General features: G+C 41.1%; 23 protein-coding genes and 1 pseudogene. 10 read left to right on the top strand and 14 right to left on the bottom strand.

Annotated elements, in window-relative coordinates; genetic code table 11:
* The first annotated feature begins 208 nt into the window (after window positions 1-208).
* Window positions 209-781, top strand: coding sequence for a Uma2 family endonuclease (locus tag HWQ58_RS29750; RefSeq protein ID WP_292871077.1), 573 nt, complete (start codon window positions 209-211; stop codon window positions 779-781).
* An 86-nt stretch (window positions 782-867) separates the two neighbouring features.
* On the opposite strand, the gene HWQ58_RS29745 is transcribed toward HWQ58_RS29750, so the two are convergent.
* The gene (locus HWQ58_RS29745; RefSeq protein WP_292871075.1) at window positions 868-1821 is read right to left on the bottom strand and encodes a LysR family transcriptional regulator; all 954 of its coding nucleotides are present in this window, start codon (window positions 1819-1821) and stop codon (window positions 868-870) included.
* A 104-nt stretch (window positions 1822-1925) separates the two neighbouring features.
* Here HWQ58_RS29745 and HWQ58_RS29740 point away from each other — a divergent pair, with 104 nt between their 5' ends.
* On the top strand, window positions 1926-2819 hold the full coding sequence (locus tag HWQ58_RS29740; RefSeq protein WP_292871162.1) for an aspartoacylase: 894 nt from the start codon (window positions 1926-1928) through the stop codon (window positions 2817-2819).
* Window positions 2820-2939: 120 nt separating this feature from the next.
* Complete coding sequence (locus HWQ58_RS29735; RefSeq protein ID WP_292871073.1) at window positions 2940-3782, top strand: hypothetical protein; 843 nt, start codon at window positions 2940-2942, stop codon at window positions 3780-3782.
* A gap of 325 nt (window positions 3783-4107) precedes the next feature.
* Here HWQ58_RS29735 and HWQ58_RS29730 read toward each other — a convergent pair whose 3' ends face one another.
* Window positions 4108-5214: a peptidylprolyl isomerase gene (locus HWQ58_RS29730; RefSeq protein ID WP_292871071.1), complete on the bottom strand. Its 1107-nt coding sequence runs from the start codon at window positions 5212-5214 to the stop codon at window positions 4108-4110.
* Between the two features lie 187 nt (window positions 5215-5401).
* Here HWQ58_RS29730 and efp point away from each other — a divergent pair, with 187 nt between their 5' ends.
* From efp to HWQ58_RS29715, 3 genes are all read left to right on the top strand, one after another.
* A complete protein-coding gene (gene efp / locus HWQ58_RS29725; protein WP_292871069.1) occupies window positions 5402-5959 on the top strand; it encodes an elongation factor P in 558 nt (185 codons plus the stop codon).
* A gap of 109 nt (window positions 5960-6068) precedes the next feature.
* Window positions 6069-6626 (top strand): acetyl-CoA carboxylase biotin carboxyl carrier protein, encoded by a 558-nt coding sequence (gene accB / locus HWQ58_RS29720; RefSeq protein ID WP_292871067.1) that lies wholly within the window; start codon window positions 6069-6071, stop codon window positions 6624-6626.
* A 62-nt stretch (window positions 6627-6688) separates the two neighbouring features.
* Window positions 6689-7036, top strand: a complete 348-nt coding sequence (locus HWQ58_RS29715) for a metalloregulator ArsR/SmtB family transcription factor (protein WP_104909018.1) — start codon at window positions 6689-6691, stop codon at window positions 7034-7036.
* A 64-nt stretch (window positions 7037-7100) separates the two neighbouring features.
* Here HWQ58_RS29715 and HWQ58_RS29710 read toward each other — a convergent pair whose 3' ends face one another.
* The 3 genes from HWQ58_RS29710 to HWQ58_RS29700 form a co-directional block, all read right to left on the bottom strand.
* Entirely contained in the window at window positions 7101-7712 is a 612-nt protein-coding gene (locus tag HWQ58_RS29710) for a GerMN domain-containing protein (RefSeq protein ID WP_292871065.1), read from the bottom strand.
* A gap of 56 nt (window positions 7713-7768) precedes the next feature.
* Window positions 7769-7945, bottom strand: a complete 177-nt coding sequence (locus HWQ58_RS29705) for a hypothetical protein (protein ID WP_292871063.1) — start codon at window positions 7943-7945, stop codon at window positions 7769-7771.
* Window positions 7946-8037: 92 nt separating this feature from the next.
* Window positions 8038-9852, bottom strand: a complete 1815-nt coding sequence (locus HWQ58_RS29700; protein WP_292871061.1) for a proline--tRNA ligase — start codon at window positions 9850-9852, stop codon at window positions 8038-8040.
* 261 nt (window positions 9853-10113) lie between these two features.
* On the opposite strand from HWQ58_RS29700, the gene HWQ58_RS29695 reads away from it, so the two are divergent.
* From HWQ58_RS29695 to HWQ58_RS29675, 4 genes are all read left to right on the top strand, one after another.
* Window positions 10114-10683: a Uma2 family endonuclease gene (locus HWQ58_RS29695; protein WP_292871059.1), complete on the top strand. Its 570-nt coding sequence runs from the start codon at window positions 10114-10116 to the stop codon at window positions 10681-10683.
* 278 nt (window positions 10684-10961) lie between these two features.
* On the top strand, window positions 10962-12344 hold the full coding sequence (locus tag HWQ58_RS29690; protein WP_292871057.1) for a 1-acyl-sn-glycerol-3-phosphate acyltransferase: 1383 nt from the start codon (window positions 10962-10964) through the stop codon (window positions 12342-12344).
* 601 nt (window positions 12345-12945) lie between these two features.
* Window positions 12946-13149: a hypothetical protein gene (locus tag HWQ58_RS29680; RefSeq protein ID WP_292871055.1), complete on the top strand. Its 204-nt coding sequence runs from the start codon at window positions 12946-12948 to the stop codon at window positions 13147-13149.
* On the top strand, window positions 13146-13400 hold the full coding sequence (locus HWQ58_RS29675) for a type II toxin-antitoxin system RelE/ParE family toxin (RefSeq protein ID WP_292871053.1): 255 nt from the start codon (window positions 13146-13148) through the stop codon (window positions 13398-13400). Before HWQ58_RS29680 ends, HWQ58_RS29675 begins: the two co-directional genes overlap by 4 nt.
* A gap of 60 nt (window positions 13401-13460) precedes the next feature.
* Here HWQ58_RS29675 and HWQ58_RS29670 read toward each other — a convergent pair.
* The 9 genes and pseudogenes from HWQ58_RS29670 to HWQ58_RS29630 all read right to left on the bottom strand — a co-directional run.
* Window positions 13461-13686, bottom strand: a pseudogene (locus tag HWQ58_RS29670) (Uma2 family endonuclease); the annotation flags it as partial.
* A 221-nt stretch (window positions 13687-13907) separates the two neighbouring features.
* On the bottom strand, window positions 13908-14456 hold the full coding sequence (locus tag HWQ58_RS29665; protein WP_292871051.1) for a (2Fe-2S) ferredoxin domain-containing protein: 549 nt from the start codon (window positions 14454-14456) through the stop codon (window positions 13908-13910).
* Between the two features lie 180 nt (window positions 14457-14636).
* Entirely contained in the window at window positions 14637-14840 is a 204-nt protein-coding gene (gene nifT, locus HWQ58_RS29660; protein WP_292871049.1) for a putative nitrogen fixation protein NifT, read from the bottom strand.
* Entirely contained in the window at window positions 14815-15102 is a 288-nt protein-coding gene (locus HWQ58_RS29655; protein ID WP_094349913.1) for a nitrogen fixation protein NifZ, read from the bottom strand. The genes nifT and HWQ58_RS29655 overlap by 26 nt, the downstream gene beginning before the upstream one ends.
* On the bottom strand, window positions 15089-16222 hold the full coding sequence (gene nifV, locus HWQ58_RS29650) for a homocitrate synthase (RefSeq protein WP_292871047.1): 1134 nt from the start codon (window positions 16220-16222) through the stop codon (window positions 15089-15091). The genes HWQ58_RS29655 and nifV overlap by 14 nt, the downstream gene beginning before the upstream one ends.
* Before the next feature lie 372 nt (window positions 16223-16594).
* Window positions 16595-16792, bottom strand: a complete 198-nt coding sequence (locus tag HWQ58_RS29645) for a DUF2949 domain-containing protein (protein WP_292871045.1) — start codon at window positions 16790-16792, stop codon at window positions 16595-16597.
* Between the two features lie 302 nt (window positions 16793-17094).
* Window positions 17095-17346: an Asr1405/Asl0597 family protein gene (locus tag HWQ58_RS29640; protein WP_292871043.1), complete on the bottom strand. Its 252-nt coding sequence runs from the start codon at window positions 17344-17346 to the stop codon at window positions 17095-17097.
* Between the two features lie 45 nt (window positions 17347-17391).
* Window positions 17392-18132, bottom strand: coding sequence for a serine O-acetyltransferase (gene cysE / locus HWQ58_RS29635; protein WP_292871041.1), 741 nt, complete (start codon window positions 18130-18132; stop codon window positions 17392-17394).
* 1177 nt (window positions 18133-19309) lie between these two features.
* Window positions 19310-19786 carry a hypothetical protein gene (locus tag HWQ58_RS29630; protein ID WP_292871039.1) on the bottom strand — a complete coding sequence of 159 codons (477 nt, stop codon included), beginning with the start codon at window positions 19784-19786 and terminating at the stop codon, window positions 19310-19312.
* Between the last annotated feature and the right edge of the window lie 176 nt (window positions 19787-19962).

Below are 19962 nucleotides of genomic sequence, written 5' to 3'. Positions count from 1 at the left end.
CATCAGCATTAATTTATAAGCACCAACATGGCTGGCTCAAGCCGCCTTTCCAATTATGAAACAGCAAAACTACGGACGGATTGTGCTTACGACTTCGGATAGGTTTTTGGTGGGAGAGCAGTTGAAAGGAGGTGTTGCAAAACTACGAAGAAAACTGATGATTTATTTTACTGTTTAAGATAAAGATATCGTCTAGGAGTCAGTTGGAATGGTAACAACACCAGTAACCAGCATTACGTTTGAGGAGTACTTAACCTATGATGATGGCAACGGTTTCCATTATGAACTGGTGGATGGGAAGCTAGAGTTAATGAATCCACCTACTATTGAACATTTTCTGATTGTCGATTTTTTGGATACTGCCTTGAAAGCAGAAATCAAACGTTGTAACTCTAATTGGCTGACTTTTCGGGAAAGTGGGGTGAGAACGGGTAGAAATAAATCTAGGTTGACCGATTTGTGTGTAGTGACAGTGGAACAAGCCAGAGAATTGTTGAATGCTTCAGCAGTATTTGAATCACCACCGTTACTAATTGTCGAAGTGGTCAGTCCAGAGTCTGTTAAACGGGACTATCGTTATAAACGCTCGGAATATGCGGCGTTAGAAGTTCCTGAATATTGGATTGTAGACCCACTAGAAACAAAAATTTCAGTGTTACTACTGGAAGATGGATTTTACGAAGAAACAGTTTTTACAGCTAATCAGCAAATTGGATCACGGATTTTTTCAGAATTTAATATTGCAGTTGAAGAGGTGTTGAATGCAGGTTATCTGGGCTAGTAGACCATAGATAGTAGTCGTCTTTTAATCGTGATTAGATTAAAAACTCTTCAGCGATGCTGAGTTGAAAAATATTGAAGATAAATTCATGCTAAATTCCCAATCACTTCAAGGAAATTTTTCAAAATTATAGGTACATGATCACTTCGCCAAACAGCAACGATTTCTAATACTGGTGATTGTCCTTGTATAGAACGATAGACTACACCACTTCGTTGAAGATTTTGTACGTTTGCCGGAAGTAGTGAAATCCCCATTCCACCTGCAACTAAACTCAGAACAGTTGATATCCATGCTGCTTCTTGTCTGACTTTTGGCTGAAAACCTGCATCCACGCAAAGCCTATTAATTTGATCGCGTAAGTTATATAACAAGTTATGTGGTGGTAAGATAAATTGCTCATTTGCCAGTGTTGCAAGTGAAATGCTAGTTAGCCTTACGAAACGATGGTTTTCCGGTAAAACAATGACTAGCGATTCTTGAAGAATAGGCATAGAAGTCAAAACATCATCATTATTGCTTTTGATATTTTGTAAATTATGCAGATGAAAGAAACCTAAATCCAGTTGTTGGTTTCGCAACTTCTCAATTTGGTCATAGGAAGCTATTTCCTGTAACACCAATTTTACTTCTGGAAACTTCTCATGAAATGCTCGGAGGATATCGGGTAGTTTGCTGTTGGCGATGGATGTATTGATTCCTATAGTTAATCGTCCTTTCTCACCACGACTTAACTGTTGACCTGATTCAATTGCTCGTTCAACCTGACTGAGAATTTGACAGGCTTCTTGCAAAAACTCATTTCCCGCATCTGTTAATTTTAACGGGCGCTGGTTGCGATCAAATAGTTGAAATCCAATTTTTTTCTCCAGCCGCTTGATTTGTCTACTCAGAAATCCCTGATCGATTTCCAGATATGCAGCAGCGTTGGTAAATCCTTGCTTTTGGGTTACAGCGATCGCATACTTCAGGTGACGCAGTTCTAGTTCATCCCAATTTGACCATTTGTGAGAGGCTAAAGATTCTTGTTTTTTCAGCATTATGACGTTTTAGTCATGGAATGTTGCATAAACAAGGTGATTATATCATGGTTTCCCAAGATATCTTCAGAGCAATACAACCACTTGCAATTAGGGAACCAGAAATGAAATTTAAGAGCCAAATCAATCGAGTATTGATTGGAGGTGGAACTCATGGGAACGAGTTTACTGGAGCATACTTGATCAAACTTTTTGAGCAATTTCCTGAGCTAATTCGTAAATCCAATTTTGAAACACTGACATTGTTGGCTAATCCTAAAGCATTTGCAGCAGGAACACGATACATTGACAAAGATTTAAATCGGTGCTTCTTGCGTCAAAATTTAGAGGATTCAACACTTTCTGATTATGAAGATTTACTAGCTCAAGAAATTGACCATCTGTTTGGTCAAAATGGTAAAACTCCTGTTGATTTTATTTTGGATTTACATAGTACAACCGCCAACATGGGTGTAACCATTATTGTCGATAATCATCAACCCTTCAATCTGCAATTAGCCGCCTATCTCAGTTATGTTAATCCTTCAGTCAAGGTTTATAGTTCTGGAAACTCTGGTCGAGGTGATAATTCGCTGCGATCGCTTGGCAAATTTAGCGTTGCTATTGAGGTTGGCTCTGTTCCTCAAGGTGTTTTGAATCCAGATATTTTTCTGAAAACTGAAGCCATAATTTACACAATTTTAGATTATTTAGAACTGTACAACCAGGGAAAAGTACCAGCGTTCTCAAATACTCTTATCTTCTACAGATATATAGAAGCAATTGATTATCCCAGAAACGAACACGGAGAAATTCAAGCCATGATCCATCCTCAGCTTCAGTTTAAAGATTATGAGGCTTTAAATCCTGGCGATCCTATGTTCTTAACATTTGACGGTCAAACAATTCCCTACGAAGCCAACTCAACTACCTATCCTGTTTTTATCAATGAAGCAGCTTATTACGAGAAAGGTATTGCCATGTGTTTTACCGAAAAACAAATAATTACTGTTGAGTAAGCCAAAATTAGGACTTACGCAAACAACTTTCAAACACTCATCCACTTCCTCTGTCGTTCATTCTATTACCTGTATGTTAGTCTTGACAATTTAACTTTTAACACTTTAAAGGAGTTACTAATGAACACTCAACAGACAGAGCTTTATCAAAATATTCAAAAATTTTCTCTAGATGATGCTGATGCAGTTTTATCATTTACTTATCGATTAGCAAAAGACAACGGTTGGACAACTAAATACACCCAACGTGTTATTAACGAGTACAAAAAGTTTGCCTTTCTTGCCGTTATCGCTGGGCATCCTGTTAGTCCTTCTGCTCAAGTGGATCAAGTTTGGCATTTGCACTTAACCTACACTCACTCATACTGGGATGAGTTTTGTGGTAAAATCTTACATAAATCATTGCATCATCATCCTAGTAGTGGCGGTTATAGCGAGCAGGAAAAACATCGCAGGTGGTATAACGAAACGCTGATTAGCTATGAAAAAATATTTAATGAGCGCCCACCGATTGATATTTGGCAGTCATCAAATATCCAATTCGATAATAATGTTCAGTTCACACGAGTAAACACTCGTTGCTACTGGATTGTACCCAAACCATCCTTTACTTTTCTTCGATTGCCTGCGTTGAAATCGATGCTAATTGCGCTGTTATCATTTATGCTAGTTCTAGCAATGAGTAGCCTTTTCCCACTGATTGCTAATACTCATAACTATTCAAATAATTTGAATAGCTCTGAACTTATGATGTCTCAGGTGGCTGAAAATACTCCACGTCCTGGCAATAGACCAACATCTACCTTTGAGAATAATCACACTACCTCGGACAAAGCTTCAGAGTGGTCTTGGTGGTGGCTTTTGTGGTTGCCTATATTAATTTTTTGTTTCTTGAGCCGTGGCGGTAACAGTAATGGCGGTGACAATAATAATAATTGCAATAGTTGTGCCGGCTGTATGTGATGAATCTGTTAGTAATGACTCCAATTTATAATAGGAATATGGCTGTTTTTAATAGGAACATGGCTATGCCAAATTTATGGAGTATTGATTCGTTCCAAATTTCCCACCTTGAAAAGGCTGAAATCTAGGACTTACGCATTGACAGGAAAGACCAAATATGTATCGATGATTTGAAAAACCACATCTATCGTAGGGGCAATTCATGAATTGCTCCTACAGCGCGGGTTTATTTACCATCAAAGAATGATTAATAAAAACCTGAAACGATGTATTTACGTTGATACACAACATGATTCTTTTGTACAGTGCGTAAGTCCTAAATCTATTAGGCAGCTTGCGGCTCAACTAAATTTTCTATTCCTTGAACGACTGTTGCCGATTCTATTTTGTCACCCGCCTTTAGCTTATCCAAAACTTCTTTACCTTCGGTGAGATAGCCAAAAACGGTATAGCGACCATCCAATAGATTGCGTCCGGCGGGGGTGAGTTCTGGTTCAAACAAAAAGAAGAAAAATTGTGATGAACCACCATTTACTTCACTTTCAGGACGAGCCATCACTACTGCACCAAAGGCAGAGAAGGGTAGAACTGGCATATCAACGTAACGACCAGCTTCTTCTAAAGTAATGCCATAAGTAGGTGCTTTATCGCCTTGAACTAAGATTTCTAAGGGAATAGCACGATATTTTCCCGTTTTGGGATCAATGAAGCCTACATCTTTCCCAGCAGGATCTCCAGTTTGGAGAAAGTAAGATTCTTCAGAACGGGTAAATTCTAAGCCATTATAAAAACCCCTCTGTACCAAATCGACAAAATTACCAGCAGTCACAGGAGCGCTGTAACCGTCTACGACAAGAGCTAAATCGCCTTTGTTGGTTTTAACTTCTACAGTGGCACGACCTTTAAGTTGCGGCAGGTTGCTATATTCAGCAGGCACTTTAAAGGGAAATTGTTTCACCATTGAATCTTCTAGCTGAGTAACGAGATTTAGTAGTTTACTTCTCTCTTGCAGAATTTGTTCTTTATCTTTGCTGTTCGCCAATTCTTCCAATTTACCAACCCCAGCTTTCAACTCGGTAATCCAAGCTTCAGCTTGGGGTTGGCGTTCTGCGGGAACGCTTGTTAAGATTTGGGAAGGTTTATCGAGAATGCGGGATGCTTGGCTGATGTCTTTGGAAATAGCACCCCAACGTCGATTCGCCCGCAGTTGGGCAGAGATGTCCTCTAAGCTGCCTTGTAGTTGCCGTACAGGTTTGTTATCTATCGGGAGTGCATACCGCAACAAAGCCTTACCGTCGGTAATTGCATTGCCGGCTGGGAGTGCGGCGCTACTGGAGGGAGTCCACCCAGCTGTAGTTATGCCTAAAAATATTGTTATCAGCAGTATTGCCATTAGGCTCTTCTTCAGCCAGGATTTTAATAAGTTAAGCATGGGATAACTCAAATGCAGCAGTGAATTGTTGACTGGATGTAACCCATAAATAATCTTCCCACGTTAAGGGCGGAGGATAAATGACAAATGACTAATGACAAATGACAACTAACTAATGACAAATGCCCAATGACGACCCTAGAAGGGTACAATAAATGCCGATTGTCTTCCAAAATTTGAAAGTTTCATGATCTCCAGTAACGACTTTCGACCCGGTGTTTCAATTGTATTGGATGGGTCTGTATGGCGAGTGCTTGAATTCTTGCACGTCAAACCAGGCAAAGGTTCCGCCTTTGTACGAACTAAGCTAAAAAATGTCCAGAGTGGGAGCGTGATGGAAAAAACGTTCCGAGCCGGGGAAACAGTGCCGCAAGCCACTCTAGAAAAAAGTACGATGCAGCATACCTATAAAGAAGGCGATGAGTTTGTCTTTATGGATATGGAAACCTACGAAGAAGGCAGATTGACTCGCGAACAAATTGGCGATCGCGTCAAGTACCTCAAGGAAGGTATGGAAGCCGAAGTTATTTGGTGGGGCGAACAGGTGCTAGGAGTAGAGTTACCTAAGTCTGTGGTTTTGGAAATTGTACAAACAGATCCAGGTTTAAAAGGTGATACCGCCACAGGTGGCTCAAAACCAGCAACTCTGGAAACTGGTGCAGTTGTGATGGTTCCTTTGTTTATTTCCCAAGGAGAACGCATCAAAGTTGATACCCAGGAAGATAAATATATCAGCAGGGAATAACTTTCATCTCTACGGAGATGCTTGCTCCCGATTGAAATCCCTACATAGGGATTAATTCCCTGCCGCACTTAAAATGCTAATTTACGGATAGGTCGAGGTAATAAAAACTGTGCCATTGGACTTTAATGAAATCCGCCAACTTCTGGCAACTATCGCACAAACAGATATTGCAGAAGTCACGCTCAAAAGCGATGATTTTGAGCTAACAGTCCGTAAGGCTGTGAGCGTTAGCAATCAGATGTTGTCGGTAGGTCAAGGGACTTTAGGCGGTGTGGTAGGTTCAGGCTTGACATCGAGTTCATCTGGGGGAAACCAGATGAGCGGAAGTCAGCTAACAGAGGTGTCCACATCTCGTGGATTTGAGAATACTGGAACTAGCACACAAATGCAGTTATCAGTAAATCCTCCCTCAACCATTGACCAGAGATTAGTAGAAGTGCCTTCCCCAATGGTAGGAACGTTTTATCGCGCTCCTGCACCTGGGGAAACGGCATTTGTGGAAGTGGGCGATCGCGTCCGCAAGGGTCAAACAGTCTGTATCATTGAAGCCATGAAGCTGATGAATGAAATCGAAGCCGAAGTCTCTGGACAGGTGATGGAAATTCTTCTCCAAAATGGCGACGCTGTAGAATATGGTCAACCTTTGATGCGAATTAACCCTGATTAAGTATTAATGTATATATGAAGTGAGTCATTGTTAAAATTTTCTGTTCTTGCGGGTTAACCCTGATGAAACAAACGTTGCCTTTACCACCAGAGGTGGTGCAACAAGTAGCTGAATACTTCAGCCTGTTAAGTGAGCCAATGCGCCTACGGCTGCTACACTTATTACGGGATGAAGAAAAATGCGTGCAAGAGTTGGTAGAGGCAACACAGACTTCTCAGGCAAATGTGTCAAAACACCTGAAGGTAATGTGGCAAGCAGGTATTCTTAGCCGCCGCAGTGAAGGAACTTGCGCCTATTACCGGGTGGAAGATCAAATGATTTTTGATTTGTGTAATCGGGTTTGCGATCGTCTCGCCACAAGGTTAGAGCAGCAAGCCCGTAATTTTCGCGTGTTAAATAGCAAACGGTAAGTCAGTTGTCATTTGTCCTTTGTCATTTGTGAATGACTAATGACCAATGACCGATGACCATTGACTAAAGTGGATAATCTTTCTGGAACTGTTCACGAGTTAGGGGTTGTTGTAACTCTACACCCTCGCCGCCTAAAACATCCAACGGTTTGCCGTTCACGTCAATGTACACCTTGGCTTTGGGATTTAAACTTGTCGCAGTATAAACAACTTGTCCGACGCGGCCCATCATTGAGGTGCTACCACCACCACTGGTAAAATCTTCAGATAAATTAACGTGAACCTCATTATTTTCCGCCTTCAGTCCCAATAGCTTGGTTCCTTTAGGGATAGTTGTCGAATCTGTCCCTTCTGTTGGGCCTGCTAACAAACTCTGGAAAGCTGCTTCTAAAGGCTGGTTAGGTCGAATAGAAGCGACTTTAACAGGTTGGGGAACCAAAGCAACATTTTTGTCTTTTGGTCTGAGCCAATAAACATTAGGGGTTTGCTCATTAGCTGGCTGCCTAGTTGATGGCTGTGCTGATTGTTCAATGCGCCCAGAGGGGTTTGACGGTGTGGGAGTATTGCCAGATTGTGTGGTAAACCAAGCTACACCGCCACCCACCGCTACAACCGCTGCTGATACAGCTGCAATTACGCCTGAAGAAATACGATTAGATCCTTGTTGGTCTTTCATGTTCAAAACCTTCCTAACTGAGGGCTGATATGGTAGTTATGTGAGGAGCAGCCTGGTTAACGACGATACTTGTAAGTGAAGAGTTTCCCATAACCGAGAGGAGACTTTGGTGCCTCAAAATGCATTAGTCCCGTGAGTCCCTGATTCAATTCTAGAATTTTTACTTCTAGTCCGTCACCTGCCAAATTATGTAAATCTCGTTCTTTTTGGAGATGATTAAATTTACAACGCATAGGCGCTTCGCCTTCTTGCAGGGTAGGAACGTTGAGGTAAACGCAGAGGAACGCAGAGTAAAGTATTTATTCCTCTGCGTAAGTATTACTGTTTAATTTTTTACCTGAATGGCGGCGGTAATCCACTGTTTAAGTGTTGTTGTAACTTCCTCAATGACTATTTCTTGAGATTTGCGGGTTGCTCTTTCTACAACTTCGACTTTGCCATTAGCGATCGCTCGTCCGGTTACAATTCTATAAGGTATGCCTATCAAGTCAGCATCTTTAAATTTCACTCCCGCACGTTCATCGCGGTCATCTAGTAGGGTTTCAATTCCCCTGGAATTGAGTTCTGTGTAAAGTTTTTGGGCGATTTCGATTTGTTGAGCATCTTTAATGTTAGGAATTGTGACGATCACGTGGTAGGGTGCGATCGCAACTGGCCAAATAATCCCATCTTTGTCATAAGATTGCTCTACGGCAGCTTGTGCTAATCGTGATACACCGACACCGAAACAACCCATAAATAACAGCTTTTCTTCACCCTGTTCATTGGTATAAGTTGCTCCCATCGCTTGGGAGTATTTAGTGCCTAATTGGAAGATATGACCTGCTTCAATTCCACGGGCGCTGAAGAGAGTTTGTTCTGGGTTATGGATAGCGCGATCGCCTGGTCTTGCCTTTCGTATATCTACTACACCACTTGGTAACTTAAATTGCTTACCCCAATTAGCACCAACTACGTGATAGCCAGCTTCATTCGCGCCTGTAACAAAGTTTTTTAAATCAACGGCTGTTTGATCTACCAAGCGCAAAAACTTGGGATGAATCTGTTTATTAGCCGTAATATACTCATCTGCGATATCTGGTGCAATGTAGCCTAAAGGTAGAGATTTAGCTGTCCATGCTTGCTGGGCTTCTACATTTGGTACATCCAAACTAATAATAGTTTTAGCGCCATACTCAGAAGCTAATTTGGTCAATTCATTTTGCAACTTGACTTCATTAACTTCCTGATCGCCTCGGATGCTCACCAAAACTAACACCGTTATACCATTATCATAAACTGTCTGATAAAGGACATTTTTCACTAATTGAGTGGGAGAAGAGTTGAGGAGTTGACAGACCTTTTCAATGGTTTCTGTTCCAGGTGTATCGCGTTTTTCATAGGTTGTAAACCGTGAGGTTTCCGCGTCAATTGGTAAAGAAACAGCCTTTTCTACGTTAGCGGCGTATTTACCATCCTCAGTGTAGAGAACTTCATCTTCGCCAGCTTCCGCCAAAATCATAAATTCTGTAGAACCAGAACCACCAATTGCACCCGAATCAGCCTCTACTGCCCGAAAAGCTAAACCAGAACGCCGTAGGATATTGCTGTAGGCTTTATACATATCCTGGTAAGTTTCTTTGAGGCTGGCTTCATCGGCGTGGAAGGAGTAGCCGTCCTTCATGATAAATTCCCGTCCGCGCATTAAACCAAAACGGGGACGAATTTCATCGCGGAATTTGGTTTGAATTTGGTAGAGATGCAGTGGTAGTTGGCGATAAGAGCGAATCATATCACGAGCGATCGCTGTGATGACTTCCTCATGAGTTGGGCCTAATCCTAATTGTTGCTCCCGGCGGTCAATCAGCGAAAACATAATGCCTTCAGCTTTGGTGTAAGTATCCCAGCGTCCCGATTCCTTCCATAAATCAGCAGGTTGCAATTGCGGCAAAAGACATTCTTGTGCGCCTGTAGCGTTCATTTCTTCCTGCACAATCTGAGAAATTTTTTGCAGTACCCGCCACATCAGAGGTAAATAAGCATAGATACCGCTACCGATGCGACGAATGTAGCCTGCACGGAGTAATAATTTATGACTGGGAATCTCAGCATCAGCCGGATCATCCCGCAGTGTAACAAATAACATTTGTGAAAGTCGCATCTTTATTCCCTTTCCAGAATCTCTAATTTGTTTATAAACCACCTGGCGATTAGAAATCGCGCGCCAGTCGCCTCAAGTCGGGAAACCCGCCCACGGCGCTGGCTCCCCAACGCACTGGCTTGGCTACACAAACTCTCTTTGCCTGTGCAGACTAAGAAGGCATCCTAGTTTTTGAACTTGTGTGGTGTGCGATCGGCATCTTACATTCATTAAGATATGGCATGATATAATCTTTGCAACTATTTAATCTAGGTCTAGGTTATGAGTCCTTTGACATTAAAACTAGACACCGTTCACCTGAGTGACGAACAATTTTATCACTTATGTCAAAATAACCGCGAATTGAAATTTGAACGCACTGCCAAGGGAGAATTAATCATCATGTCCCCCGTTGGAGGTGAAAGCGGCAATCGAGAAGCAGATTTAATTATTGATCTGGGAATCTGGAATCGGCAAACTGGCCTTGGTTACACTTTCAGTTCTTCTACTATATTCAAATTACCCAATGGTGCTGACCGTTCTCCAGATGCTGCTTGGATTCAACGAGAACGTTGGCAAGCACTTACACCTGAACAAAGACGCAAATTTCCCCCCATTGCACCCGATTTTGTCATTGAATTAAGGTCAGCAACAGATGATTTGGAAATGTTACGTTCCAAAATGCAAGAATATATAGATGCAGGGGTGCAATTGGCATGGTTAATTAACCCCCAACAGCAGCAAGTAGAAATTTATCGCCAAAAACAAGATACGGAAGTGCGAAATCTACCCACACAATTATCGGGTGAAGATGTATTGCCAGGATTTAGCTTGAGTCTTTCTTGTTATTAAGATTTGCAAGTGCTGGTAAACCTCCACTATCTGCCAACACTTTCCATTGCAGTAGAAAATACTTTATAAGTCTGCGTAAGTACGCTTCATTAAAATAATCTACGTAGGCGGACTAAGAAGGTATCCTAGTTTTCTAACCTGAGTAATGTGCCAAGCACAGCGCAATAGGCAGGTTTTACCTCAACTTCATTACTCAGGGCATATTACAGCCGTTAGGATATCTTAAAAGAAATAACCATCAGGCGTTTAGAATCAGGGCATCTTTAGGAGAAACTACTTTGGCAAATGTAATTTATCAAGCACAGCCACCCTTAGAATTTATTCCTCCCGCGTTTAACCCTTTATTGCTACGAGTTGTCCATCTGTTGCTACCCAGTTGGATAAAATGGCAAACACCTATTACTCAAATTGAAGCAGACAACGTAGAGGTTCTGGTGGATCTCTATCGCCAGTTTCAGGAGGGTAAGATCCGTTTTATGCTGGCATTTCGCCATCCGAAAACAGACGATCCGTTTTGTTTGGGTTACTTGCTGTCTCAACTCGTGCCAAAGGTAGCACGATCGCAAGGCACAGCACTACAACTTCCGATTCACGCTCATTTTATCTACGATCGCGGCATTCCTCTCTGGGCAGGTGACCACGTTGGCTGGATTGCTTCTCATTTAGGTGGGACTCCGATTCAGCGAGGTAAAGCTGACTGGACGGGGTTACGTTCGGCGCGTGAGTTGTTCGCCAATGGAAAATTCCCGATGGCGGCTGCGCCAGAAGGTGCAACCAATGGTTTATCAGAGAATATTAGCCCGCTAGAACCTGGGATCGCCCAATTAGGCTTTTGGTGTGCTGAAGATTTGCACAAAGCGGGAAGCGACCAACAGGTTCTAATTGTACCAGTTGGGATTAAATATAGTTACGTTGATGCTCCTTGGGATGCGATCGCTAATCTTTTAAGTGAATTGGAAGCGGCTAGTGGTTTACCTGTGAATCCAGCAGAAAATGCTTCTGTGGAGTCGCTTTATCCCCGATTGTTGACTTTGGCAGAACATTTACTTTCGTTGATGGAAAAATTTTACACGCGGTTTTATCATCTAAAGCTGCCAGATATCAAAACAGTAGTAGGAGAAATTGAAGATATAAATGAAGCGTTAGCAGTTCGTTTGCAAGCTTTATTGAATGCAGCGCTACTAATCTCAGAACAGTATTTTGATTTGCAGTCAAAAGGTACTTTGAGCGACCGATGTCGGCGGGTAGAACAAGCTGGATGGAATTATATATTTAGAGAAGATTTTAAGGATGTAAAAGGGGTATCTGCTGTTGAAAGAGCTTTAGGCGATCGCGTTGCTGAGGAAGCGAATGCGCGGATGTGGCACATGCGTTTGGTAGAAAGTTTTGTGGCAGTTTCTGGTAATTATATTCGTGAAAATCCAACAGCAGAAAGGTTTGCTGAGACGACTTTAATTTTATGGCAGATGATTGCTAAAATCAAAGGCAATAAAACTGTGCAGCGTCCACAATTGGGTAAGCAAAAAGTCAAAATTACTGTGGGTGAACCCATATCTATTTCTGAGCGTTACCCAGCGTATAAGGAAAATCGTTTAGGTGCTAGACAAGCTGTTGCTGATGTGACAAATGATTTGCAACACGCCTTGGAAGTTTTAATTTGATTGGATGGTGAGGATCTTTCTCTTTTTCACTATTGCAGTCTATAAAATTTCTTGAACTGTTAATTGCAATTTGAGTCTGTAGTTCTTTATAATTACAGAAAAGGCCGTGGTAAATGCTTCAGAACTGTATCTTGGATGCATCTTTATCACTCAAACCTTGAAAAAAGGTCATCCCAAAGAAAAATAATGGTAACAGTGTAAGTAGTAGTAAGCAAAACACTTTAGATAAATCTAGAAACAAATAATGTAAAAAGTAAAGACGCGATTAATCGCGTCTTTGCTCAATCTGGTTACTTTAATTTTTTATCGGCTCTAACAGAAAATCACGACTATTCCTTAAACTTAGGTAATATACTTGAGGAACCTTTTGCGAATTTGGGGGACTTGGAATTACCGGAAATTCTTAGAGAACCTATTCGTACCGTATCAACATTTGAAGAATGATTATTTTTGATACAAACGTTTTGTCAGAATTAATAAAACTTAAAAAGTCTGAAATAGTTCGTAGTTGGGCTGTTCAACAATCGTTAATAAGTGTGTTTAACACAACAATCACTCAAGCAGAAATTAATTAACAAGTTTGCAGTTGGAGAGGTTAATTATGGAAACTACAACTAAAATACAAGAGTTGTTAAAAGCAATAAATCAAAGATTAGAACAAGCTTATGAAGATACTTTAGAAGATGTTATAGAACTGTTAGATATTAGGAAAGCAGAGGATAAAGAGGACATTAAAGCCTTTGAAGAAGCTAAAAATGAACCTACTATTACTTGGGAACAGTACAAACAAGAATTAGAATCGTGACTTATCAAATAGAAATTTCAAGCAGGGCTGTAAAACAATTAAAAAAAGTATCTACTGATATTCGAGATAGAATTAACGAGAAAATTTTAGAAATGGCTGAAAATCTGCGTACTATCGGCGTTGTCAAGCTAGAAAATACCGAGAGTAAATATCGTATTCGTGTTGGCAATTATCGTGTTTTATATGAGATTCAAGATGATGTACTGATAGTTATAGTTGTCAGCGTCGGGCATCGTAGAGATGTTTATTGAGATGAGTAGATTGTAAACTTAATTCTAAGCTGTTATTTTTTACTAATAATTTTATGACTGCAAAGTAATTGGTTGTTGTCCTCGCAGGGTTGCGCGATCGCCTACTAGTTTATATAATTCTCGCTCTAGGCGTGTTTCACAAACAGAGTGCGGTGTACCTTTTGCTGCCATCTGGATTATTATCACCCTTAATTAGCTCAACTCGCTCATTCTCCTCAAAAAAGCCGAGTTCAGCTAGACGGTGATATTCAGCGATAGTAAAGCGTTTAGCAGTAGTAAGGCTCATAACAACTACGAGAATGCAAAGTTATTTTTATCTTAATATAGCTGTAACTGATTAAACTTCTGCGATGGAAGATGGTGAGGTGTCTAAGTCTTCTTCTTTATGAGTTTCTGTAACTGTTTCTATACTTACACCCTTCCAAGGAAAATCAAAATATTGTTCCATAGGGGTAAAATTTTTACCCCTACAAATTTATCTATTATTTTAAGAATAGCTAGAGAAGTTTATTGCTCTGAAGTTAAGTGACTTTCTAGCAAAGATGCGATCGCTTCAGGATGAATATTCTTGTATTTCTTGTTACCAAGCTGTAAAACACAGTTGGGAGCGCTGCCACAACATTTTTGGCAACTTGTATGTTCAATGGTAACTTTGTCTAATAAACCGCGCTCGCACAAAGTTTTTTCTAAATCTGATAATAAACCTTTACCACCACGTTTCAGGCAACCGCCCTTTTGACATACCATAATCCTCGCTTTGGTTTCAGGTGGTAAATCTTGCTTTGGACACACATCAATTGGTGTCACTCGATAGGCTTTGATTTTTATTTTACTTGTGCGCGAGTCTACCTTACTATGACCACAAATGCGAATTTGCTGACCAGGAACTAAGGATGAACTTAGTAAACGACGCAACTCTTTAGGCAGTTTAATGTCTACATTTCCAGATGGAACTGCCAATTGTAAGTATTTATATTTTCCTGGTTCACCACCAACAAAACCTAGTAACTGTCCTTCAAGGTTTAATTCTGATAACGTCAAATACTTGTTACCCATGATTGATAAAAAGTTATTGGGGATTGGGAATTGGGGATTGGGGATTGGGGATTGGGGATTGGGAAAACTCTTACCTAGTCCCCTAATTTATCGGGGGCTTAGGGGGATCTAAAAAGTTATGGGGTAAAACGAGTATTTTGAAAACACGCCCTAGTCCCCAGCCCCCAGTACCCAGTCCCCTTACGCGAGGCGTTTAGCTTCTACAGTTTGGGGTAAATTCGCTGCGTCTGGCAAATCACGAAATTCTAATTCCCAACCATTTGCTAGGGTGAGAATCTTGCCATCATTTCCATCAGTTTGTTTGACGACTTCTTCTTCCAGGTCTTTTTTAGCAACGTAAACTACTAAAATGCCGGCATCATTCATCCGTAGCATTACTTTCATGAGATTCCTCAACAGATTCTAGTTCTTTTTTCATACAACCGACGACGAACCCTGTTTCTAAGAAATGCACAGCATATATATAGGAAGTCTGCAAATATGTGCCTATACTTGCTATGTAGCCAATATCTCCCTTGTTTACTAAAACTTGGCCGACTTCCTTACCAGGAAAGGTACCATCGTTTTTCAGCAGTTTACGAACTCTGACTTTTTCACCAATTTCAAAAGCAGGTGGCAAGTTTAGTTCTAATTCATCGCGTTGCATGAGAGTACCTCTGTTCTCTGACCAAATTCAATAGTTCTTCTGTCGTCAAACTGCGTTTTTTCTGTACCGATTGATGGCGCACTGCGTCTAAAACTGATTGGGTTTCTTGAGGATTCAAGAAAATTCCATGCTGTTCTAGCAAGTTAGCAACTAAATGCCGTCCAGAATGTTTACCTACTACTAAACGCCGTTCCCAACCCACTTCTTCGGGTGCAAATGGTTCGTAGGTAATGGGATTTTGCAATACCCCGTGAGCATGGATGCCAGATTCGTGGGCAAAGGTATTTTCGCCAACGATCGCTTTCCAAGGTGGTAAATCTGCACCGGATGCGGCTGCAACTAGTTGAGATAGTTCCAGCAAACTGGGTGTGTCAATGCCCAAATCAACGCCGTAGATGCGTTTGATCGCCATGACAACTTCTTCTAATGCGGCATTTCCCGCCCTTTCACCCAATCCGTTAACTGTGGTACTCACGGATGAGGCTCCGGCTTTGATACCCGCAAGGGCGTTGGCAGTTGCCAGACCAAAATCATTATGCGTGTGGATTTCTAGGGGAATCGTCAACGCTGAAACCAATCGTTGGACTTTGGTGTAGGTGGTGAAGGGGTCGAGAACTCCTACAGTGTCGCAGAAGCGGAACCGGGACGCACCCCATTCTTGGGCATAAAGTGCTACATCTAAGAGGAAATTATCATCAGCCCTGGAAGAATCTTCGCCGCCGACTGCTACCCAAAGACCTTGATCGAGGGCGAAGTTGATTGAGTCTTTGAGTTTTTGTAAACTTACTCGCCACTGACCGTGAAACTTAGCGGCAATTTGGATACCAGAGACGGGAATAGCAATATGCACCCTGTCCAAACCACAAGCGATGGAAGCCTTGATATCTGAGATCACAGCACGGTTCCAGCCCAAGAGTTTTGCTTGTAAACCCAAGTGAGAGATTGCGGCGATCGCCCGCGTTTCTTCGTCACCCATTGCTGGTATACCTACTTCTAATTCTGGTATACCAATGGCATCGAGAAACTTAGCGATCGCTACTTTTTCCTGTAGAGTAAAGGCAACACCTGCTGCTTGTTCGCCATCACGTAATGTAGTGTCATTAATTATGATTTGATTCATTGCAAATATCCCTCTCTTGGAAGTATTCTTAATATCCTTTCCCTCTACAATCCCCAGCGATGGCAAATGCTAAAAATATCACAATTCATAATGTAGGATACATGATCCTTAATTATTGCCCCATTAGTAGCATTACATCTGTATGGCAGGGAACTAAAACAATGTATAATTTACTATTCGTTTTTACCGAGGTCATTTGAAATGTCTTCGATTAGCAATGAACTAATATAACTATTAGCAAATCCCGAACAAAGTAAGACACAGAATCCAGCAATTAAGGATGTAATCATCTTCATAACCTCATCTTTTCTAGTGCATTTGGGTGTAATTTAGGCAGGTGATGGTACTACAAAGCTAAGGCGTACAAATTTGCTAACTTTGGTCTGCTAGCCAATCATAAATTTTTCCTAGCTGCTCCAAATCAACGAAACCGTACTGCCAGAGGAGCATTGGTAGTGGGCCATTTTCTGATTCACGGTGTCGCAGAGCTACAGCAATATCGGCATTTGAAAGTTCAAGTTCATTGTGCAAAAAATTGAGGAGTTTTATATCTCTGTTCCGAGTCGGCATAATCGAACTTTCAATTTTTTAATTTTGGAAAAGATTAAAAATCAGAAATTCCAATTTATATTTGGGAATTTCGCCTTTTTAATTGTCGCTATATGTCAGGGAAGTTTCAGATTTAGTAGACCTAACAAAATCTAAACCCCATCTAATCCATCTCAGTCTGCAACAAATTCTCCTAGGGGACAGTAGCTTCAAACTCTAAACCTATTTGAGCTTTGTGCATCAGTGAACAAAAAGGATGAAGTCCAGTACTTGCGTCATGAATTCAAGATTAATCGTCTCTGAATTAGGTCTTTTTGAAATAATCATGACTCATCACTATAATGCCAGCAACGCTCTAGCCACTCTAATAATTCGTGACGAGAAGCAAGAAATTGCATAACTGTACTGCGAATCAGAATTGCTTCGACCAAATTGTTCACTTGCACTCGCAAAGAACCATCGGGGGGACAGTAGCTCTTAATTTTTAACTCTTGCAAGCGGTGATAGATTCGCCAGCGATCGCTCAAAGGAATCTGCAAAATGTGATTTGTCATTTGTCCTTTGTCATTTGTCATTTGTCAGTTGTCCTTTGCTAATGCCCCATGCCCAATGCCCAATGACTAATAACTCTTAACGCCTAAAGTTTGCAGTTGTTTTTCGAGTTGCTCGATACGTGAGAGCAAAGAACGAATCACGGTTGCTTCTAAATCAGGTAGCTTTCCATGTTCTAAAGGAGAAAGGCTGGCGCTTTCGTTGCGAGAAATAATTCGGCCAGGAACTCCCACAACTGTGCAGTCGTTAGGGATATTCCGTAAGACAATGGAACCAGCACCAATACGGACGTGATCGCCAATTTGCAGATTACCCAAAACTTTCGCACCCGCCCCAATCACTGCATTTTTGCCAACTGTGGGATGACGCTTACCAGTTTCTTTACCAGTTCCGCCAAGGGTGACGCCCTGATAAATCAGTGTATAGTCGCCGACGATCGCAGTTTCACCAATGACTACACCCATTCCGTGGTCGATAAACACACCCTGACCAATTTCTGCACCTGGATGAATTTCAATTCCGGTCAAAAATCGCCCCAAATGAGAAATTAAACGGGGGATAAAACCGACTCCTCGACTATGTAACCAGTGAGCAAGACGATGCAAACAGAGTGCGTGCAATCCTGGATAGCAAAATACTACCTCTAGCCAATTCCTTGCTGCGGGATCGCGCTCAAAGATAATGCGAAAATCACTCAATAATGGCTCAAAAAAAACGCCAGAGAGGAGATTTTTCAGCATGGATGTGTGGGCAGAATCCTGCGTTTTGGTAGTTTGGCGATCGCTAATACTGTCTAAAGACTGTTGCATCGGTAATGTCTATCTGGTAAAAAGAGTCATCTGCTATTTTTATGCTTATATCAGGTGACTTCCAACTCAATAGAAAACCTAATGCTGATTGGATTTATTGGATTGATTGAGGTTGTACTCAAACGCCGAAACCCCGACTCAAGATAAACTTAAAATTTGTCTTGGGGTAGGGGCGCTAGTATTTAATGATGGGGGTACTAGTATTTTTGGGGCAGGGGTTAAGAATTTATGTTCACGCTACAAGAAACTTTACCCGTAAGCATTTGCTAAGATTTTATCAAGATATTTTGCAATATATTAAGCTGTACTCAGATGTACTCAAGTATGAATTTGATAAGGCTACAAATCTATTTTCTGTATATCCTATTACTATTAGTATCTTATTATTGGGTAAGACAAAAGACAGGTTTCTTTATTTTCTTTTAGGATTTGCTGTCTGTATGTATGTATACGTTTCAAAATATAGTTATCGCTCATCATGTCTGTTTTCTTATTATATAGATGTGTGGGAATAGCCAACACAAAATCTTAGAGCGGCATAATAGGTAGATATTCTCATAGCAGTTAAATAATTGCTGATTGCTGTAGCGGCGTAAAGCTATGCTACTTTAGCCACGAAACTTGTAGAGGTTTACTAATGAAGTTCAAATACTCTTTAACGGAGTTCAAAGGCTGATTAATGGAGTTCAAAGACTGATTAATGGAGTTCAAAGACTCATTAACGAGTATCAAAGACTCATTAATGGAGTTCAAAGGCTCATTAACGAGTATCAAAGGCTGATTAATGGAGTTCAAAGGCTGATTAATGAGTATCAAAGACTCATTAATGGAGTTCAAAGGCTCATTAACGAGTATCAAAGGCTGATTAATGGAGTTCAAAGGCTGATTAATGAGTATCAAAGACTCATTAATGGAGTTCAAAGGCTCATTAACGAGTATCAAAGGCTCATTAACGAGTATCAAAGGCTCATTAATGGAGTCCAAAGACTCATTAACGAGTATCAAAGGCTCATTAATGGAGTCCAAAGACTCATTAACGAGTATCAAAGGCTCATTAATGGAGTCCAAAGACTCATTAATGGAGTTCCAAGACTCATTAATGAATATCAAAGGCTCATTAATGGAGTCCAAAGGTTCATTAATGGAGTTCAAAGGCTCATTTATGAGTATCAAAGACTCAAGAACTAGATGCAGCTTTAGTCGGTCTACCTTTGATAGCCTTAAAGCGTTCGCCTAACTGTTCAGCGACAGTCTTTAAACCTGGAGTCTTTTTCGATGCAGTCTTCACGTAATCATAAACTGTCAAACTGCCAGTCATCGCTTCACTACCGACAGCCATTAGGGTATCATCTACCTGTTCGGTGAGTTGCTGCATGGAGATTAAAAGTTCGGTAAGCACAGCTGCTAATTGATAATCTTGAACCAGTTCCTCAACGTCAAAAGTGGCTGGAAGAATTTCGCGGTTAGACTGAGCAGCAGTAATGCTATTATTCACAAAAGCTAGGCTTTTATCGCCCATTTTTACTAACTTACGCCGTTCTTCAGTGCTGAGAGTAATCAGAAAGGGCAGCTTTTTTTGGACTGTCTGTAGCGCGGCTTTAATTTCTTGGATATCTTGTGGCGAAAGGGTGGCTGCAATATTTTGATAGGACATTGTATATTTACCTTGGGAGTTCTAATGGTGAAGTAGCAATAGTTGCTAAGTATAGAATTCCCATTGGTGGATGCGATGTCTACGACGGGCTACGCCTACGCACATCATAACCTATTTATTTCTAGCGTGGTAAAATTCACTAGAGAAGACGACTCTCTAGATTAGCTAAGTAAGCC

It is taken from the genome of Nostoc sp. LPT (assembly GCF_017115165.1).
Taxonomy (GTDB): domain Bacteria; phylum Cyanobacteriota; class Cyanobacteriia; order Cyanobacteriales; family Nostocaceae; genus Nostoc.
Note: the sequence above shows the minus strand (reverse complement) of the source record. Positions and strands in the feature narration are given on the sequence as shown.

Excerpts from the sequence above, each read along its gene's own strand:
- HWQ58_RS29745 (WP_292871075.1), bottom strand. The coding sequence starts at position 1,821 with ATGCTGAAAAAACAAGAATCTTTAGCCTCTCACAAATGGTCAAATTGG.
- HWQ58_RS29695 (WP_292871059.1), top strand. The coding sequence starts at position 10,114 with ATGAGTCCTTTGACATTAAAACTAGACACCGTTCACCTGAGTGACGAA.
- HWQ58_RS29680 (WP_292871055.1), top strand. The coding sequence starts at position 12,946 with ATGGAAACTACAACTAAAATACAAGAGTTGTTAAAAGCAATAAATCAA.
- HWQ58_RS29735 (WP_292871073.1), top strand. The coding sequence starts at position 2,940 with ATGAACACTCAACAGACAGAGCTTTATCAAAATATTCAAAAATTTTCT.
- HWQ58_RS29730 (WP_292871071.1), bottom strand. The coding sequence starts at position 5,214 with ATGCTTAACTTATTAAAATCCTGGCTGAAGAAGAGCCTAATGGCAATA.
- nifT (WP_292871049.1), bottom strand. The coding sequence starts at position 14,840 with ATGAAAGTAATGCTACGGATGAATGATGCCGGCATTTTAGTAGTTTAC.
- HWQ58_RS29645 (WP_292871045.1), bottom strand. The coding sequence starts at position 16,792 with ATGCCGACTCGGAACAGAGATATAAAACTCCTCAATTTTTTGCACAAT.
- efp (WP_292871069.1), top strand. The coding sequence starts at position 5,402 with ATGATCTCCAGTAACGACTTTCGACCCGGTGTTTCAATTGTATTGGAT.
- HWQ58_RS29665 (WP_292871051.1), bottom strand. The coding sequence starts at position 14,456 with ATGGGTAACAAGTATTTGACGTTATCAGAATTAAACCTTGAAGGACAG.
- HWQ58_RS29710 (WP_292871065.1), bottom strand. The coding sequence starts at position 7,712 with ATGAAAGACCAACAAGGATCTAATCGTATTTCTTCAGGCGTAATTGCA.
- HWQ58_RS29705 (WP_292871063.1), bottom strand. The coding sequence starts at position 7,945 with ATGCGTTGTAAATTTAATCATCTCCAAAAAGAACGAGATTTACATAAT.
- HWQ58_RS29715 (WP_104909018.1), top strand. The coding sequence starts at position 6,689 with ATGAAACAAACGTTGCCTTTACCACCAGAGGTGGTGCAACAAGTAGCT.
- HWQ58_RS29640 (WP_292871043.1), bottom strand. The coding sequence starts at position 17,346 with ATGACAAATGACAAAGGACAAATGACAAATCACATTTTGCAGATTCCT.
- HWQ58_RS29630 (WP_292871039.1), bottom strand. The coding sequence starts at position 19,786 with ATGTCCTATCAAAATATTGCAGCCACCCTTTCGCCACAAGATATCCAA.
- nifV (WP_292871047.1), bottom strand. The coding sequence starts at position 16,222 with ATGAATCAAATCATAATTAATGACACTACATTACGTGATGGCGAACAA.
- cysE (WP_292871041.1), bottom strand. The coding sequence starts at position 18,132 with ATGCAACAGTCTTTAGACAGTATTAGCGATCGCCAAACTACCAAAACG.
- HWQ58_RS29750 (WP_292871077.1), top strand. The coding sequence starts at position 209 with ATGGTAACAACACCAGTAACCAGCATTACGTTTGAGGAGTACTTAACC.
- HWQ58_RS29740 (WP_292871162.1), top strand. The coding sequence starts at position 1,926 with ATGAAATTTAAGAGCCAAATCAATCGAGTATTGATTGGAGGTGGAACT.
- HWQ58_RS29655 (WP_094349913.1), bottom strand. The coding sequence starts at position 15,102 with ATGCAACGCGATGAATTAGAACTAAACTTGCCACCTGCTTTTGAAATT.
- HWQ58_RS29700 (WP_292871061.1), bottom strand. The coding sequence starts at position 9,852 with ATGCGACTTTCACAAATGTTATTTGTTACACTGCGGGATGATCCGGCT.